Consider the following 15758-nt stretch of genomic DNA (forward strand, 5'->3'; position numbering starts at 1 on the left):
CGCATGCCCCGCGAGTCCGTGCGCCCTGCCGCCTGCCCTGCATGCCACGTGCCCGGCGACCACGAAGCGCCGCGCACTCGACAGTGACGGAAACCCACGTGATCACCACCTCGGGCCTCACCAAGGTCTACCGCTCGCGCGGCCGCGAGGTCACCGCCCTGGACGGCGTCGACCTGCACGTCCGCGAAGGCGAGGTCTACGGCGTCATCGGCCAGTCCGGCGCCGGCAAGTCCTCCCTCATCCGCTGCGTCAACCTGCTGGAGCGTCCCACCTCGGGCACCGTGACCGTGGCCGGCCAGGACCTCACCGCGCTCGCCGGCCGCGGCCCCCGCGCCGGCCGGGAGCTCCGCCAGGCGCGCAGCCGCATCGGCATGGTCTTCCAGCACTTCAACCTGCTGTCCTCGCGCACCGTGCAGGACAACGTCGAGCTTCCGCTGGAAATCCTCGGCAGCTCCGGGAAGGAACGTTCCCGCAAGGCGCTGGAGCTGCTCGACCTGGTCGGCCTCGCCGACAAGGCCAAGTCCTACCCGGCCCAGCTCTCCGGCGGCCAGAAGCAGCGCGTCGGCATCGCCCGCGCCCTCGCCGGCGACCCCAAGGTGCTGCTCTCCGACGAGGCCACCAGCGCCCTGGACCCGGAGACCACCCGCTCGATCCTCCAGCTGCTGCGCGACCTCAACCGCCAGCTCGGCCTCACCGTCCTGCTCATCACGCACGAGATGGACGTCGTGAAGTCGATCTGCGACTCGGCCGCCCTCATGGAGCGGGGCCGCATCGTGGAGTCCGGCACGGTCACCGACCTGCTGGCCACCCCCGGCTCGGAACTCGCCGCCGCGCTGTTCCCCGTCGGCGGCGAGGCGAGCGGCGCCGACCGCACCGTCGTCGACGTGACCTTCCAGGGCGAGAGCGCGACCCAGCCGGTCATCTCCCAGCTCTCGCGCACCTACAACATCGACATATCCATCCTCGGCGCCGCCATCGACACCGTCGGCGGTCTCCAGGTCGGCCGCATGCGCATCGAACTGCCCGGCCGCTACGAGGACAACGTCGTGCCCATCGGCTTCCTGCGCGAGCAGGGCCTGCAGATCGACGTCGTCGGCCACGACGAGCCCACACTGGTGAAGGAGGGCGCCAAGTGACCTGGTCCGAGATGCAGCCGCTGCTGGAGCAGGCCTGTACCGAGACGCTGATCATGGTCGGCTGGTCCACCCTGATCGCCGTCGTCGGCGGCCTCCCGCTCGGCATCCTGCTGGTCCTCACCGACAAGGGCGGACTGCTGCAGAACACCGTGGTGAACAAGGTCATCGGGCAGGTCGTGAACATCGGCCGCTCGCTGCCGTTCATCATCCTCATGGTCGCCCTGATGAACTTCACCCGCTGGATCACCGGCACCACCATCGGCAGCGAGGCCGCGATCGTGCCGCTCGCCATCGGCGGCATCCCCTTCTTCGCCCGGCTCGTCGAGACCGCCGTGCGCGAGGTGGACCACGGGCTCGTGGAGGCCGTGCAGGCGATGGGCGGCAACACCTGGACCATCGTCCGCAAGGTTCTCGTCCCCGAGGCGCTGCCCTCGCTGATCGCCTCCACGACCACCACGGTCATCGCGCTCATCGGCTACTCCGCCATGGCCGGCACGGTCGGCGGCGGCGGACTCGGCGACCTCGCCGTCCGCTACGGCTACCAGCGCTTCGAGACCGGTCTGATGTGGATCACCGTCGCGATCCTCGCCGTGGTCATCTCCCTCATCCAGTTCGCCGGCGACTTCGCGGCCCGCGCCCTGCACCGCCGCGGCGCCCGCTCCGGCCCCGGCCCGAAGCTGCGGCTGCTGAAGGGCGGCGAGCCCGCCACGGCCGAGGTCGGCAAGGCCGCCTGAACCAGCCGGTCCTCCGGCCCCCCGGACTCCCCGTGCGCCAAGACGGGGTCGCACCACCCAAGGAAAGGCACTTTTCGTGCGTAACACCGCCAAGATCACCACCGCTGTCCTCGCCGCCGGAGCCCTCACCTTCGGGCTCACCGCCTGCGGCTCGGACCAGGACGCCGCCTCCGACACCTCCGGCCCGCTGGTCGTCGCCGCGAGCCCCGTGCCGCACGCCGAGATCCTGACCTTCGTCAAGGACAACCTCGCCGAGAAGGCCGGCCTCGACCTCGAGGTCAAGGAGTTCACCGACTACGTCACCCCGAACACCGCGACGGAGGACGGCTCGGTCGGCGCCAACTACTTCCAGACCCAGCCGTACCTCGACGACTTCAACAAGAAGAACGGCACCCACATCGTGTCGGTCGTCGACGTGCACCTGGAGCCGCTCGGCCTCTACTCGCACAAGGTGAAGAAGGCCGACGAGCTGAAGAGCGGTGCGACCGTCGCGATCCCGAACGACACCGTCAACGAGGGCCGGGCGCTGCAGCTGCTCGCCGCCAACGGCCTGATCACCCTCAAGGACGGCGTCGGCACCTCGGCCACCCCCGCGGACATCACCGACAACCCCAGGAAGCTCACCTTCAAGGAGCTCGAGGCCGCCCAGACCCCGCGCTCCCTGGACGACGTCGACGCCGCGGTGGTCAACGGCAACTACGCCATCGAGGCCGATCTGAAGCCCTCCGAGGACGCCCTGGTCCTCGAGGAGGCCGAGGGCAACCCGAACAGCAACCTCCTCGCCGTCAAGGAGGGCCAGGAGGACGACCCGCGCGTGAAGAAGCTCGCGAAGCTCCTCACCTCGCCCGAGGTGAAGAAGTTCATCGAGGACACGTACGCCGGCTCGGTGCTCGCCTCCTTCTGAGCCACCGCGACACCCTCACGTCGACCACGGCACCCGCCACGGGGTCCGACTCCGCGCCGCCCGGCGACGGGGGAGGACCCCGTGGTGCGTACCGGTGCTTTCATGCTGCATGCTGGGCAGTTCAGCAGCACCCGACGGTCTCTCAGTTACGGAGCGGCGCATGACGAGCACCTTCCCCGACATCTCCCTCAGCACGGAGCGGTTGGTGCTGCGTCCCCTCGACGCGGATGACGTCCCCGCCCTCGCCGCGATGATGAGCGACGAACAGGTCGGCGCCTGGACCGGCGTCCCGCAGCCGTTCACCGAGGACACCGCCCGCACCTGGATCACCGAGCACGCCCCCGCCGAACGCGCCGCGGGACACGGCCTCGACCTCGCCGTCGCCGAGTTCCTCACCCAGCGCCTGGTCGGCCTCATCCGGCTCACCCGCACCAACTGGCACGTACGGTCCACCGAGCTGTCGTACATCGTCGCCCCCTGGGCGCGCGGCGAGGGCTACGCCTCCGAGGCCGCGCTCGCCACCGCGCAGTGGCTGTTCGGCGACCAGAAGCTCCAGCGCATCGAAATGCGCACCGCCGCCGACAACACCGCCGCCCAGCAGGTCGCCCAGAAGATCGGCTGCATCAGCGAGGGCGTGCTGCGCAACGCCTGCATAGCCCGCGTCCGCACCGAGGACGGCGGCTGGAGCGAGGTGCGCACCGACTACATCGTGTGGAGCCTGCTGCCCGAGGACATCGAGGGCGCGGACGGACAACTCGCCGACAGCGGCGGCTTCACCGGCTACACCGACTGGAACTGACGTCCGCGGGGCGTACGCCGGCCCGTACCGGCGCGGCGGCCCGTGACCGCACCAGGTAATCTCGACAGACCGCCTCCGGGCGGAACAGCCGAGGACGACCTGCGCGAACCCCAGGAGACTGACGACGATGGCCGACCGGGTCACGGTGATCGGCTGGGACGGCTCGCCGCTGACCGATGCGGCACGCTCCGCGCTGGGCGCGGCCACCCTGGTCGCCGGCGCCGCACACCACCTGGCGCTCCCCGAGGTGCCCGCCAGGGCCGAGCGCATCCGTCTCGGTTCCGTCTCCCTCGCCGCCCGCCGCATCGCCGCGCACCGCGGCACCGCGGTCGTGCTCGCCGACGGCGACCCCGGCTTCTTCGGCGTCGTACGCACCCTGCGCGCGCCGGAGTTCGGCCTGGAGGTCGAGGTCGTGCCCGCCGTCTCCTCGGTCGCCGCCGCCTTCGCCCGGGCCGGCATGCCCTGGGACGACGCGGAGGTGGTGGTCGCCCACCCGCGCACCCTGCGCCGCGCGGTGAACGTGTGCCGCGCCCACACCAAAGTGGCGGTTCTCACCTCGCCCGGCGCCGGACCCGCCGAACTGGGCCTGCTGATGGAGGGCGTCCACCGCTCCTTCGTCATCTGCGAGGAACTCGGCACCGAGCGCGAACAGGTCACCGTCGTCACCTCCGACAAGGCGGCCGACCACACCTGGCGCGACCCCAACGTGGTCATCGTCATCGGCGGCCCGGTGGCCGCCGGCGACTCCGCGGGCTGGCTCGCCGGACGCGGTCCCGCCGCCGGACCGCGCGGCTGGACCCTGCCCGCCGAGGAGTACGGCGGCGACCTCGGCGAGGGCGAGCGCGAACCCCTGCGCACCGGCCAACTCGCCCGCCTGGGACCGGGCCTGGGCGACCTCGTCTGGGACATCGGCTGCGGCTCCGGGGCGTTCGCCACCGACGCCGCGCGGGCCGGGGCCGCCGTCATCGCCGTCGACAGCGACCGGCACGCGTGCGCCCGCACCGACGCCGCCGCGCGCCGCCACGGGGTCCAGATGCAGATCGTCCACGGCACCGCGCCGCAGGTCCTGGAGAACCTCCCCGAGCCGGACGTGGTCCGGGTCGGCGGCGGGGGAGCGGCCGTGGTCTCCGCCGTGGCCGACCGCCGCCCGCAGCGGATCGTCACGCACGCCGCCACCCGCGACGCCGCCGAACTGATCGGCCGGAACCTGACGGAGCACGGCTACCGGGTCGAGTGCGCCCTGCTGCAGTCCGTCGAACTCGACACGCGGGCCTGGACGGAGAAGGAACGGAGCGTGGCCTTCCTGCTCAGCGGGGTGCTGCCCGCGCGCGACCGCTGAGCCGCCTTGCCGTCCCCGTGATCGGTTTGTCTTACTGCGCGCGGTAGGCTGGCCGATCGTTGTACCGCACTGGTCACCCGACGCTTCGTCGGCCAATGTCCAAAAAGCGCGCCCGTTTTGGGGTGGGTTGTGGTACGGCGGGAACCGGAGGACGCGCAACGTGGCGCAGTCCACAGCGGAACCGTCGCCGATCATGCTGACGCGACGGCGGTGCGCCCGCGACAATGCCAGTGAATGGCTTTGTCGCCTTTTTCGGGCGGGCCGTTCGTGCCGCTGGGGACGCACGCTCGTTCTTCAGAGTGGGGCGGTCGGTGCGCCGTTCCGGGTGAGCTGGTCGTAGGAGCACTAACCGATGGGCGAGGGGTACGCATGACCGACACCGGCCAGGTCCCGGGCGAGGGACTGCCGGAGAACGCAGGCAGGGTGGAACAGCCGGGCGTCCCCGCGCCGGACACGTACGCCTACCTCTCCGACGGTCCCGCCGAGGACGAAGACCTGCTGCTGCCCGGTGCGCAGGGCGCCTGGGGCAACGAGATCGCTCCGCCCGCGCCCGCCCCGGTCGTCGAGACCGTCCACCAGCCGGGCCCGCACGACACGGACGGCCGCGGCTCCGTGGGCCTCGGCGGCGTCCGCCCGCCCGAGCCGCCGCAGCAGGCGCCTGCGCCCGCCCCGGCCGTGCCGAGCCGTCCGTTGCACCTCGGCCCGCCGCTGCCCGACCTGTCCGCGAGCCCGGTCCGCTCCCTCGCCGACCGCGGCCCCGCCGACCTGCCGGCCCGCCAGCCGGGTCCGCCGGCGCCCGGCCCCGAGCACCTCGACGCCCCGCGCGCCCGCGAAGCCGCGGCCCCGCAGGCCGCGCCGTGGGCGGCCCAGGGCACGGCGGGCACGGCGGCTCCGGTCGCGCAGCCCGTGGACGCGGCCCAGGCGGCCGTCGCCCGGGTCACCACGCAGGCGGTCGGCACGGCGGTCGCCGCCGAGGGCGAGCAGACGCCTGCGGCCGCGTACGGCGAGCACGGCACGCCGGTGGTGCCGGGGCCGGGCGCGCCCGGCGACGCGGGTGTGTCCGGCGACGCGGGTGTGTCCGCGCCGGTGGACGCCGCTCCGGGTGAGGCGCCGGAGGCTGCCAGGCAGGCGGACGGGGCTGTGGCCCCGGAGGCCGGTGCGCGGGGGCCGGTGACGCCGGAAGACGGCGAGGCCGCCGAGATGCCGAGTGCTGTCGTGACCGACCCCGGTGAGGCATGGGACGCGCCTGCCCCGGAGGCGGCGGACGGTGGCGCGGAGGTGCCGCAGGAGGCCGTGGTCCAGGAGTCCCGGGCTTCGGAGGCCGACGCCCCGGTGGCCCAGGAGGCGCAGGACGCCGGCGCGGCGGTGGCCGTGCCCGAGCAGACCCGTGCCCCGGAGGCCGTCGCGGGGGACGGACAGGACGACGCCGCCCGGACGGCTGCCGCCGAGGCCGCGGTGCCGCAGTCGGCCGAGCCGCAGGCCGGCGCCGACGAGGACGCCGGTACGCCGGACGCCGACGCCCAGGCCGGCGCCGACGCATCGCAAGGGGCCCCCGTCGCACCGCAGGGGACCCCCGTGGCCGTCGCGGAGGCCGCCGCGCCCGAGGCCGTCCCGGCACCGGAGGCGCCCGGGACCGCGCCGGTGCAGGACGCCGTCGCGACGCAGGACGGGGAGACGCCCGGGGCCCCGGCAGCGGACGCCCCCGACACCGCCGTACCGGCCGCCGAGGCCCCGGCGACCGAGCCCTCCCCGGCCCCGGACCGGGCCCCCGCGCCGGAGGCCGAGGCCCCGACGGCGGAGCCGGCCACCGAGGTGGCCCCCGAACCGGCCCCTTCGGAGGTCCCGGCGGCTCCCGAGCCCGCATCGGCCGCCCCGGGGACCGCGGCTTCCCCCGAGCCCCAGGCGGCCCCGGAGCCCACGCCCGCTCCCGAGGCAGTGCCGGACCCCCAACGGACGCCCGCGCACGCGACCCCGCTCCCCGGCGCCCTGCCGCCCGAGCCCGAGGCGGACCAGCCGCTGGGCCGGTTCGTCCCCGTGGACGGCACCGTGCCCACCGCGCCCCGCCTCGCTCCCACCCCGCCGCAGGGCGTGACCCTCCCCGAGGACGGAACCGCCGGGTCCGCGCCCGCCGGGGCCACCGCACCGGAAGCCGCGCCCGCGGAGAGCCCCGCGCCCGCCGCCGACGCCCGGGCGGCCGCCGTCGTCGTCCCGCCCGCGCCCGCCGCCGACGCCGAGGCCGAGGTCGCGCAGAACGCCGACGACCTGGACACCCAGGGCGCCGGAGTCGAACCCGGGCCCGCGCCGGAGGCGGAGCCGGCCGGACCGCCCGCCCCCGGCTACGCCGACGCCGAGCGCGAGGCCGTGCTCAAGGTCATGCGCGAGCGCCGGGACATCCGCAACGGCTTCCGCGGCGACCCCATCCCGCACGAGGTGCTCCTCCGGGTCCTGGAGGCCGCCCACACCGCGCCCTCCGTCGGCCACTCACAGCCCTGGGACTTCGTCGTCATCCGCTCCGAGGAGACCCGGCGCCGGATGCACGAACTGGCCATGCGCCAGCGCGAGGCCTACGCCAAGACGCTCCCCAAGGGCCGGGCCAAGCAGTTCAAGGAACTGAAGATCGAGGCCATCCTCGACACCCCGGTGAACATCGTCGTCACCGCCGACCCCACCCGCGGCGGCCGCCACACCCTCGGCCGGCACACCCAGCCGCAGATGGCGCCGTACTCCTCCGCGCTCGCCGTGGAGAACCTCTGGCTCGCCGCCCGGGCCGAGGGCCTCGGCGTCGGCTGGGTCAGCTTCTTCGACGAGCGCGAGATGGTCCGCGCCCTGGACCTGCCCGAGCACCTGGAGGTCGTCGCCTACCTGTGCGTCGGCTACGTCGACGAATTCCCGGACGAGCCCGAGCTGATGCAGGCCGGCTGGTCCAAGCGCCGCCCCCTGTCCTGGGTGGTGCACGAGGAGACGTACGGCCGTCGCGCCCTGCCCGGAGAGGACCCCCACGACCTGCTTGCCGAGACCGTCGCGCAGATCCGCCCGCTGGACGCCAAGGCGCTCGGCGAGGCGTGGGAGCGCCAGAAGCGCATGACGAAGCCGGCCGGAGCGCTCGGCATGCTGGAGATCATCTCCGCCCAGCTGTCGGGACTGTCCCGGCAGTGCCCGCCGCCGATCCCGGAGCCCGCGGCCGTCGCGGTCTTCGCCGGCGACCACGGGGTGCACGCCCAGGGCGTCACGCCCTGGCCGCAGGAGGTCACCGCCCAGATGGTCGCCAACTTCCTCGGCGGGGGAGCGGTGTGCAACGCCTTCGCCGCCCAGGTCGGCGCCGAGGTCTGCGTGATCGACGTGGGCGTCTCCTCCGACCTGCCGGCCACGCCCGGACTGCTGCCGCGCAAGATCCGCGCCGGCACGTCCGACATGACCACCGGGCCCGCGATGACCCGCGAGGAGGCCAAGCAGGCCGTCGAGGTGGGCATCGAGACGGCCCGCGACCTGGTCGCGGCCGGCAACAAGGCGCTGCTCACCGGTGAGATGGGCATCGCGAACACCACGGCGTCCGCGGCCCTCATCTCCGTCTACACCGGCGCGGACCCGGCCGAGGTCACCGGCCGGGGCACCGGCATCAACGACGAGACGCTCGCCCGCAAGACCGACGTCGTGCGCCGCGCCCTGGAGCTGCACCAGCCGGACCCGTCCGACCCCCTCGGCGTGCTGGCCGCGGTCGGCGGTTTCGAACACGCGGCCATGGTCGGCCTGCTGCTCGGCGGCGCGTCGCTGCGGACGCCGGTGATCCTGGACGGCGTCAGCGCCGGGGCCGCCGCGCTGGTCGCCCGGGCCATCGCGCCGGAGGTCCTCGCGGCCTGCATCGCGGGCCACCGCAGCGCGGAGCCCGGCCACGTGGCCGCGCTCAACAAGCTGGGCCTCCGCCCGCTGGTCGACCTCGACCTGCGCCTCGGCGAGGGCACGGGCGCGCTGCTCGCGCTGCCGCTCGTGCAGAGCACGGCACGGGCCATGCACGAGGTCGCCACGTTCGACTCGGCGGGCGTGACCGAGAAGTAACGGCCGGACGTCCCCGCCCGCCCTCGTCGGCGCCGGGCGCGCGGGGACGCCGTCCCCGGCAGTCCCGCAGGTCTGCGGGGCAGGGGCCGGCGCAAGCCCTCGGTGAGACACGTCCCACTCCCCGGACCCGCCCCGCCCCCGCCGCCCACGGGCATAAAATGCCACGTCAGGCCCGCTCCGACGCCGCAGCGTGCCCGCTGACCCATCGCTCGTCCGAGGAGCCCCAGCTGATGGCCGAACACCCGCCCTACCCCGTAGGCCTCCGCCTCACCGGACGCCGGGTCGTCGTCCTCGGCGGCGGCCAGGTCGCCCAGCGGCGCCTCCCCGCCCTGATCAAGGCGGGCGCCGACGTCCACCTCGTGTCGCCGGAGGCGACCCCCTCCGTGGAGGCGATGGCGGACGCCGGTGAGATCACCTGGCACCGCCGCCCCTACGCCGAGGGCGACCTCGCCGACGCCTGGTACGCGCTGATCGCCACCAGCGACCCCGACGCCAACACGGCCGCCTCCGCCGAGGCGGAGAACCACCGCGTCTGGTGCGTCCGCTCCGACGACGCCGACGCCGCGACGGCGTGGACCCCCGCGACCGGCTCCAGCGAGGGCGTCACCGTCGCCGTGCTCACCACCGACGCGCGCGGACGCGACCCCCGGCACACCGCGGCCGTTCGCGACGCCGTCGTCGAGGGCCTGCGCGACGGCACCCTCGTCGCCCCGCACCACCGCACCCGCACCGCGGGCGTCGCCCTTGTCGGCGGCGGCCCCGGCGACCCGGACCTCATCACCGTGCGCGGCCGCCGCCTGCTCGCCGAGGCCGACGTGGTCATCGCCGACCGGCTCGGCCCGCGCGACCTGCTCGCCGAGCTCCCCCCGCACGTCGAGGTGATCGACGCGGCGAAGATCCCGTACGGCCGTTACATGGCCCAGGAGGCCATCAACGACGCGCTGATCGAGCACGCCAAGCAGGGCAAGTCGGTGGTCCGCCTGAAGGGCGGCGACCCCTACGTCTTCGGCCGCGGCATGGAGGAACTGCACGCCCTCACCGAGGCCGGCATCCCCTGCACCGTCGTCCCCGGCATCTCCAGCTCCATCTCCGTGCCGGGCGCGGCCGGCATCCCCGTGACCCACCGCGGGGTCGCCCACGAGTTCACCGTGGTCAGCGGCCACGTCGCGCCCGACGACGAGCGCTCCCTGGTCGACTGGCCCTCGCTGGCCAAGCTGACCGGCACCCTGGTGGTCCTCATGGGCGTCGACAAGATAGGGCGGATCGCCGAGACCCTCGTGGCGCACGGCAGGTCACCGGACACCCCGGTCGCCCTGGTCCAGGAGGGCACCACCGCCGCCCAGCGCCGCGTCGACGCCACCCTCGCCACGGTCGCCGAGACCGTCGTCGCCCAGGACGTGAAGCCGCCGGCGGTCATCGTGATCGGCGACGTCGTGGCCGTGGGCCCGGACGGGACGGCTGCCTGACATGGGCGAGATCATCACCGTCGACGACCCCGCCGACCCGCGCCTGCACGACTACACCGACCTCACGGACGTCGAACTGCGCCGCCGCCGCGAACCCGCCGAGGGCCTGTTCATCGCCGAGGGCGAGAAGGTCGTCCGCCGCGCCGGGGACGCCGGTTACGCCATGCGTTCCATGCTGCTGTCGCGGAAGTGGGTCGACGTCATGAAGGACGTCGTCGACCGCACCGACGCCCCGGTGTACGTCGTGGAGCCCGCGCTCGCCGAGCAGGTCACCGGCTACCACGTGCACCGCGGCGCGCTCGCCTCCATGCAGCGCCGGCCCCTGCCCGAGGCCGCCGAGGTGCTCCGCACGGCCCGCCGCGTCGTCGTCATGGAGTCGGTCAACGACCACACCAACATCGGTGCGATCTTCCGCTCGGCTGCCGCCCTCGGCATGGACGCGGTACTGCTCTCCCCGGACTGCGCCGATCCGCTGTACCGCCGCAGCGTCAAGGTCTCCATGGGCGCCGTCTTCTCCGTGCCGTACGCCCGCCTGGAAACCTGGCCGAAGGACCTGGCGTCGCTCCGGGAGGCGGGCTTCACCGTGCTCGCTCTCACCCCTGACGAGCGGGCCCGCTCCCTCGACGAGGCGGCCCCGCACCGGATGGAGCGGGTGGCACTGATGCTCGGCGCGGAGGGCACCGGCCTGTCCCCCCGCGCCCTGTCCGCCGCCGACGCATGGGTACGCATCCCGATGTCCCACGGCGTGGACTCCCTCAACGTGGGCGCGGCGGCCGCGGTCGCCTTCTACGCGGTGACGGCGGGCCGCCCGCAGGAGTGACGGGGCCGCCTCTTCGGCCGGGTCCGCGGCTCCGTCCCTGTGGGCGGGGCAGGGAGCCGGGCACGTCTGCCGGGGGAGCGGCCCCGCCTCTTGGCGGCAGCGGCCCCGCCCCGCTCAACGGGTCAGCGGCCCCCGCCGGCCGGGTCGGCGACCACCGCCCCGCGTGACGCGCGGGCCGCCCCGTCGCCCGCTCACCCGCTCAGGCAGACCCCTGGCACCCCTGCACCAGCGCGATGCCGAACGCCACCATCAGCGTCACCACCACGAACACGAACAACCGCTGCCTGAGCAGGCGCGGATTGGCCGGGCGCAGGCCGGACCCGGTCGGCCGGGGCGCCGGACGGCGACTGCCGGTGCCGGTGCCGGGCCGGGTGGCGCCCCGGGACGACGTGCCGGTACGCGGCTTCGGGCGGGCCGGCGTGCCCTGACGGGGCGCCCCGCTCCGCCCGGACCCCCCGCCCCGCGACGGGGGTACGCGCCTGCCGCCCCGCGAGGACGACGGGCCGCCGCCCCGGGACCCGGAGCCGCGTGCCGCGGAGCCGCCGCGCGGGGGAGTGGCCCGCCCGCCCTGCCGGCGCGCGTCCCGCTCGGGGTAGGTGTCCGCGAGCCGCCCGCCCGTCCGCTCGGACTCGGGGGTGCGCGGCGCGGGCGGCCGGACGTCGGCGAGGCCCTGCGCCTCCCGCGCGGCGATCTCCTTGAGCCGCAGCGACAGCTGCAGCGTGCTCGGCCGCTCTTCGGGGTCCTTCGCCAGACAGGCCCGCACCAGCGGGGCCAGCGCGTCCGGGACACCCTGCAGCTGGGCCTCCTCGTGCACGACGCGGTACAGCATCACCTCGGAACTGCCGTGTCCGAAGGGCGAGTCGCCCATCGACGCGTACGCGAGCGTGGCGCCCAGCGAGAACACGTCCGTCGCCGGAGTGACGGCCGCGCCGCGCACCTGCTCGGGGGCGAGGAAGCCGGGCGAGCCGACCGCCGTGCCGACGTGCGTGAGCGTCGACGCGCCCGTGGCCCAGGCGATGCCGAAGTCGATGATCCGCGGCCCCTTGGGGGACAGCAGGATGTTGGACGGCTTGAGGTCCCGGTGCACCACACCCGCCTCGTGCACCGCCACCAGCCCCTCGGAGAGCGCCGCGCCCACGGCCGCCACCTCGGCGGCGCTCAGCGGACCCTCGTCGGCGACCTTGTCGTGCAGCGACGGCCCCGGCACGTACTGGGTGGCGAACCAGGGACGGTCGGCCTCCAGGTCGGCGGCGACCAGCCGGGCCGTGCAGCCGCCGCGGATGCGACGGGCCGCCGAGACCTCGCGGGCGAACCGTGAGCGGAACTCCTGGTCCTCCGCGAGATCGGGGCGGATGACCTTCAGCGCGACCCGCTGCCCCTTCTTGTCGGAGCCCAGATAGACCACGCCCATCCCGCCCGCGCCGAGCCGTCGGTGAAGCCTGAAAGAGCCGACGACGCGCGGGTCCTCGCGCCTCAGGCGCATCATCGCCATGTTCATCCCCGCTGCCCGGTCCTGTGACGTGCCACAGCTTACGTTTCCACAGCCGTCCGTGCGCAGAGGCCGCGCCCTCTCCGCTCGACGGATTGTCAGTGGCCGGTGGGAGACTTGAAGAGTGGTCAGGGGACGGGTGAGCAGGCTGCGTTTGTGCGAGGGCGCGACAGGCCGGTCCCAACCACTCGACGGTGAAGGGGGATTGATCGCGTGAAGGGTGACCGGGTCGAGATCGTCGTGGACGCGGGGGACACGACGCGTACGTACGAGGTGGTGGCCTCGCGGGCGGGCCGCAGGGTGGAGACGGCGGTGCGACGAGGGGTGGTGGAAGTGAGTGAAGTCACCCGAACCGGCGCTGTGGTGCGCACCGCGCGTTTCATGGCGAACCGGGTGCTCGCCCTGGTGGAGCAGCCCGTCCCCCGCCGGGACGCCTCGGAGGGAGCCGGCCGCGGCGGCCGTCCCCTCGGGGATGTCCCCGAGGCGTAGGACGCCGTCTCCACCCAGGGGAGTACGGCGCGGCGGCCCGCTCATCCTCGCGGAGGCCCGCCATTCGGTACGAGGGCATGACGTGGGGGAAGCCCGGGGCCCCTAGATTTGAGGTCGAGCGGCGGGTGCAGCACTCGTCCCCCGAGGCCGGACGCCCGCCGCTGCCACAGACAACAGAAACGGTCAGGAGAGGGGCCATGGCGTACACGGCACCGCGGACGCTGCTCCGCACGCGGGATCGCGGCAAGGACCGCCGGCACCCGCTGGTGGCGACGTTGATGGCCCTCCCCCTGGCGGTCCTGCTCCTCCTCGTCTTCGACGGGTGGGAGACGGTGACCACACAGGCGTCGTCCGTGGGCGAGATGCTGGGGCGCTGATCGAGCGACCCAGGCCCGGAAGAGCGGTCCGGGCGGGGACATCCGCCCATGAAACCCCGTGGGGACGGGGGTGCGGCGGACGGCAAGATGCCGGCGCAGCTGGGGAGCTGCGCCGGCATCGCTTTTCCCCGGCGCCCGGAACACGCCCGCGGGGCCCGCGTAGCCTCACCCCGTGACCGAGGACCTCCTCCCCGCCCTGACCGCCCGCGCCACGGAGGCGGCCCACGCCCGCGATGCCGCCTGCCCCTGCACCGCCGCCACCCTCGCCCACCGCGAGGACACCACCGTCGTCCGGCACGCCGGCGCCGTGGCCAAGGCGCACGCCCCCGGCACCGACCCCGCCGCACTGGCACTCCGCCTCGCCGTCGCCGCCCGCCTCCCCGGCGTGCTGCTTCCCCCGCTCGCCCCGGCCCCCGCCGAACTGCACGGCCGCCCGGTCACGTACTGGCCGTACGGCACGCCCGTGGACCCGGACGACCCGGACGCCGCCCCCTGGGAGCAGGCGGCCGTCCTCCTCGCCCGCCTCCACAACGCCTCGCTCCCCGAGACCGTGCCCCCCGCGCGCGGACCCGAGAAGGCCGCCCGCGCCGTCGCGCTCCTCCGGGGCCTCGCCCCGCGCCACCCTGCCGCCGCCCCCGTGCTGGACGCCTGGGCGGACCTCCCGCCCTGGGCCCGTGGCGAGGCGCCCGCGCCGGGCCCGGTACGCCTCTGCCACGGCGACTTCCACCTCGGCCAGCTGATACGCGACCCCGCCCCGGGCGGCCCGTGGCTGCTGATCGACGTGGACGACGTCGGCGCGGGCCCGCCGGTCTGGGACCTGGCACGCCCCGCCGCCTGGTACGCCGTGGGAATGCTCGACCCCGACGCCTGGCACCGCTTCCTGGCCGCCTACCGCGCCGCCGGCGGTCCGGCCGTACCGCCCGACGGCGATCCCTGGCCGGCGCTGGACGTCCCGGCCCGTGCCCTCACCGCGCAGACCGCCGCCCGCGCCGTCACCGAGGCGGCCGCGGCGGGCCGGCCCCTGGACGAGGTGGAGGAGTGGCTGGTCGACGCCTGCGCGCGCATGCGGTCCGTACCGGCCGCCGCCCCGGCGGACTGAGAGGAATTCCCCGACGTGAGGTGCAACCGGCGCACAGCCGGACGGAGTCTGTCCAGGCGACAGGCGACGCAGGTACGACCGGCGAGGAGTTGAACCGAAGATGCAGTGTCCGAAGTGCCGTGCCCCCATGCACACGTACAACCGCAACGGTGTCCAGATCGAGCAGTGCAGCGGGTGCAAGGGGATCTTCCTCGACTACGGCGAGCTCGAGGCACTGACCCGGCTCGAGTCCCAGTGGTCGCAGCCCGCCCCGCCCCCGCCCGCCGCACCCCAGGCCTACCCGCCCGCCGCACCCCAGGCCTACCCGCCCGCGGCACCGCAGGCCCCGGCGTGGGGCGCGCCACACGGGGGTCACCACGGCCACCGCCGTCACAAGAGCTTCGGGCACATGCTCTTCTCGAGCTGACGGGCACACGACGAAGCCCCCGGTCGCCGGACCGGGGGCTTCGAGCCGTGTGGACGATACTGGGATTGAACCAGTGACCTCTTCCGTGTCAGGGAAGCGCTCTCCCGCTGAGCTAATCGTCCTCGGGACCATGACCGCTCCGCGGAGCGGATCATGGGCACTGCGTGCGCGATACTGGGATTGAACCAGTGACCTCTTCCGTGTCAGGGAAGCGCTCTCCCGCTGAGCTAATCGCGCGGGCCGGAACTTCGATGATCTCTCGAAGACCGAAGATCCAGTGGACGATACTGGGATTGAACCAGTGACCTCTTCCGTGTCAGGGAAGCGCTCTCCCGCTGAGCTAATCGTCCTTGGAGGTGGAGACGGGATTTGAACCCGTGTAGACGGCTTTGCAGGCCGTTGCCTCGCCTCTCGGCCACTCCACCAGGAGTGTAGGGGACCGGGAAGCCCCCTCTTCCTTCGAGCGGACGACGAGGCTCGAACTCGCGACCTCAACCTTGGCAAGGTTGCGCTCTACCAACTGAGCTACGTCCGCCTGTCGTTTCGGTCCGCTTGCGCGTCCCGGCGACGAACTGAACTCTAGCGGATTCCGGGGCCAGTACAAAAACCCGTTTGCGCAGCGTGCTGCGCTGCGCCTGCTCACAGAC

The 15758-nt window shown here is 74.3% G+C and carries 13 protein-coding genes and 5 tRNA genes; 12 read left to right on the forward strand and 6 right to left on the reverse strand.

All coding sequences use genetic code 11. The annotated features are described in order from the left end of the window. Positions 1-41: 41 nt before the first annotated feature. The 8 genes from ACIQ8B_RS11070 to ACIQ8B_RS11105 all read left to right on the forward strand — a co-directional run bounded on the left by ACIQ8B_RS11070 (position 42) and on the right by ACIQ8B_RS11105 (position 11251). A complete protein-coding gene (locus tag ACIQ8B_RS11070) occupies positions 42-1136 on the forward strand; it encodes a methionine ABC transporter ATP-binding protein (RefSeq protein WP_403546503.1) in 1095 nt (364 codons plus the stop codon). Then, positions 1133-1870, forward strand: coding sequence for a methionine ABC transporter permease (locus tag ACIQ8B_RS11075; protein WP_290004402.1), 738 nt, complete (start codon positions 1133-1135; stop codon positions 1868-1870). The genes ACIQ8B_RS11070 and ACIQ8B_RS11075 overlap by 4 nt, the downstream gene beginning before the upstream one ends. A 76-nt stretch (positions 1871-1946) precedes the next feature. Continuing rightward, a complete protein-coding gene (locus ACIQ8B_RS11080; RefSeq protein WP_403546504.1) occupies positions 1947-2774 on the forward strand; it encodes a MetQ/NlpA family ABC transporter substrate-binding protein in 828 nt (275 codons plus the stop codon). Positions 2775-2934: 160 nt separating this feature from the next. Further along, positions 2935-3573 carry a GNAT family N-acetyltransferase gene (locus ACIQ8B_RS11085; RefSeq protein WP_403546505.1) on the forward strand — a complete coding sequence of 213 codons (639 nt, stop codon included), beginning with the start codon at positions 2935-2937 and terminating at the stop codon, positions 3571-3573. Between the two features lie 127 nt (positions 3574-3700). Then, the gene (gene cbiE, locus ACIQ8B_RS11090) at positions 3701-4912 is read left to right on the forward strand and encodes a precorrin-6y C5,15-methyltransferase (decarboxylating) subunit CbiE (RefSeq protein WP_106415076.1); all 1212 of its coding nucleotides are present in this window, start codon (positions 3701-3703) and stop codon (positions 4910-4912) included. 369 nt (positions 4913-5281) lie between these two features. Beyond that, positions 5282-8965, forward strand: a complete 3684-nt coding sequence (cobT, locus tag ACIQ8B_RS11095) for a nicotinate-nucleotide--dimethylbenzimidazole phosphoribosyltransferase (RefSeq protein ID WP_403546506.1) — start codon at positions 5282-5284, stop codon at positions 8963-8965. 230 nt (positions 8966-9195) lie between these two features. After that, positions 9196-10431 (forward strand): uroporphyrinogen-III C-methyltransferase, encoded by a 1236-nt coding sequence (cobA, locus tag ACIQ8B_RS11100; protein WP_106415078.1) that lies wholly within the window; start codon positions 9196-9198, stop codon positions 10429-10431. Position 10432: 1 nt separating this feature from the next. Further along, on the forward strand, positions 10433-11251 hold the full coding sequence (locus ACIQ8B_RS11105; RefSeq protein WP_290004398.1) for an RNA methyltransferase: 819 nt from the start codon (positions 10433-10435) through the stop codon (positions 11249-11251). Positions 11252-11450: 199 nt separating this feature from the next. Here the strand turns inward: ACIQ8B_RS11105 and ACIQ8B_RS11110 are convergent, their stop codons facing one another. Next, positions 11451-12749, reverse strand: coding sequence for a serine/threonine-protein kinase (locus ACIQ8B_RS11110; RefSeq protein WP_106415080.1), 1299 nt, complete (start codon positions 12747-12749; stop codon positions 11451-11453). 204 nt (positions 12750-12953) lie between these two features. Between ACIQ8B_RS11110 and ACIQ8B_RS11115 the strand changes: the two genes are divergently transcribed. The 4 genes from ACIQ8B_RS11115 (at position 12954) to ACIQ8B_RS11130 (ending at position 15111) form a co-directional block, all read left to right on the forward strand. Next, positions 12954-13229, forward strand: a complete 276-nt coding sequence (locus ACIQ8B_RS11115; protein ID WP_290004397.1) for a hypothetical protein — start codon at positions 12954-12956, stop codon at positions 13227-13229. A 197-nt stretch (positions 13230-13426) separates the two neighbouring features. Further along, entirely contained in the window at positions 13427-13606 is a 180-nt protein-coding gene (locus ACIQ8B_RS11120; RefSeq protein WP_106415082.1) for a hypothetical protein, read from the forward strand. Positions 13607-13778: 172 nt separating this feature from the next. Further along, entirely contained in the window at positions 13779-14705 is a 927-nt protein-coding gene (locus ACIQ8B_RS11125) for a phosphotransferase enzyme family protein (RefSeq protein WP_403546507.1), read from the forward strand. 100 nt (positions 14706-14805) lie between these two features. Then, positions 14806-15111 carry a zf-TFIIB domain-containing protein gene (locus ACIQ8B_RS11130; protein WP_290004395.1) on the forward strand — a complete coding sequence of 102 codons (306 nt, stop codon included), beginning with the start codon at positions 14806-14808 and terminating at the stop codon, positions 15109-15111. 50 nt (positions 15112-15161) lie between these two features. On the opposite strand, the gene ACIQ8B_RS11135 is transcribed toward ACIQ8B_RS11130, so the two are convergent. The 5 genes from ACIQ8B_RS11135 to ACIQ8B_RS11155 all read right to left on the reverse strand — a co-directional run bounded on the left by ACIQ8B_RS11135 (position 15162) and on the right by ACIQ8B_RS11155 (position 15646). After that, positions 15162-15233 (reverse strand) — tRNA-Val (locus ACIQ8B_RS11135). A gap of 43 nt (positions 15234-15276) precedes the next feature. Continuing rightward, a tRNA-Val gene (locus ACIQ8B_RS11140) sits at positions 15277-15348 on the reverse strand. Between the two features lie 41 nt (positions 15349-15389). Further along, a tRNA-Val gene (locus tag ACIQ8B_RS11145) sits at positions 15390-15461 on the reverse strand. 1 nt (position 15462) lies between these two features. After that, a tRNA-Cys gene (locus tag ACIQ8B_RS11150) sits at positions 15463-15536 on the reverse strand. Between the two features lie 37 nt (positions 15537-15573). After that, positions 15574-15646, reverse strand: a tRNA-Gly gene (locus tag ACIQ8B_RS11155). Between the last annotated feature and the right edge of the window lie 112 nt (positions 15647-15758).

Origin of the sequence: Streptomyces sp. NPDC096105 (genome assembly GCF_044763335.1) — a bacterium.
Taxonomy (GTDB): domain Bacteria; phylum Actinomycetota; class Actinomycetes; order Streptomycetales; family Streptomycetaceae; genus Streptomyces.